The following is a 1131-nucleotide window of genomic DNA, read 5'->3' on the forward strand; positions in this document are numbered from 1 at the left end:
GTTCATCGTGGGGGTTACCTCGACGGATGTCAGTCGTGCTGGCGGTTGCTGTGGGGGCGGGCCGGAGCTCACGGGAGCCGGGGCTCCGGGGGCATCAACAGCTGCAACAGCAACAGCGAACCTGGGCAGCGCACAGGAACCCACGAATGGGGGTCCGGGTGGCGACTGCGGGCGCTGACATGCGAACAAGGAGAACGGGTGGAGGGTCGGACTGTCAACCCAATGTCTGGTTTGAGGCAAAAGTTTCACCTCATCCGGTTGCTGTGCGCGGAGAAAGGTTTGTGCAGTCCGTGCCAGGGCACTTGGGGCTGTGTCATGGCTCGCACCAGTCGGCATCTAAACCAAGACGCGCCATCTCGTGACCGGAATGTGATCTGCGCCGCTTCTCCGGCCGGACCGCAACCCCGCCCGTGGGTGGCACGTGGATAACGGGTGAAGGCAGGAGTCTCGCGACACCTGATGCATGTGTCACGATTTTTGGCGATATGAACACTTTCTGCATACGCTTGGTTCCGCAGAGTGAATAAGAGGCCCAATAGCAGATCCCGGCTTGACTGCTCCGGAGCCACGCACTTGTAATTTCACTCGTGTCGTTACGTAGCGATCAGTAACGGCATCACCACGGGGACGCACAGACAGAGCGAGGGGCGCACATGACCGAGCTGTTTCAGGAACTGCTGGTCGAGGAGGCGGACGAGGAGCTCGGATGGCAGGAGCGCGCTCTGTGCGCCCAGACCGACCCCGAGTCCTTCTTCCCCGAGAAGGGCGGCTCGACCCGCGAGGCCAAGAAGGTCTGCCTCGCCTGCGAAGTCCGCTCCGAATGCCTTGAGTACGCCCTCGCCAACGACGAGCGATTCGGCATCTGGGGCGGTCTGTCCGAGCGCGAGCGCCGCCGGCTGAAAAAGGCAGCGGTCTGAAACGGCCGGGGTACCACCGGCCCGGCACCCACCGCACCACGCACGACATATCGAACGAACGAAAGACACCACACACAGCACGGCAAACGGTCCGCCTCCTGCACCTTCCCCGCAGGAGGCGGACCGTTGTGTTGCCAGCCGTTAGGGTGGGGCGCTGTCCAGCAGCCTCCGAGGGCACACCACCCCCGGACCCTCCCCCCGGCCGCGTCCGGAG

Annotated in this window: 1 protein-coding gene; it reads left to right on the plus strand. The window is 63.9% G+C overall.

Annotated elements, in window-relative coordinates; genetic code table 11:
• Positions 1-653: 653 nt before the first annotated feature.
• Positions 654-917: a WhiB family transcriptional regulator gene (locus PV721_RS43495; RefSeq protein WP_003983763.1), complete on the plus strand. Its 264-nt coding sequence runs from the start codon at positions 654-656 to the stop codon at positions 915-917.
• Positions 918-1131: the final 214 nt, after the last annotated feature.

Source organism: Streptomyces sp. MB09-01 (genome assembly GCF_033794505.1).
Taxonomy (GTDB): domain Bacteria; phylum Actinomycetota; class Actinomycetes; order Streptomycetales; family Streptomycetaceae; genus Streptomyces.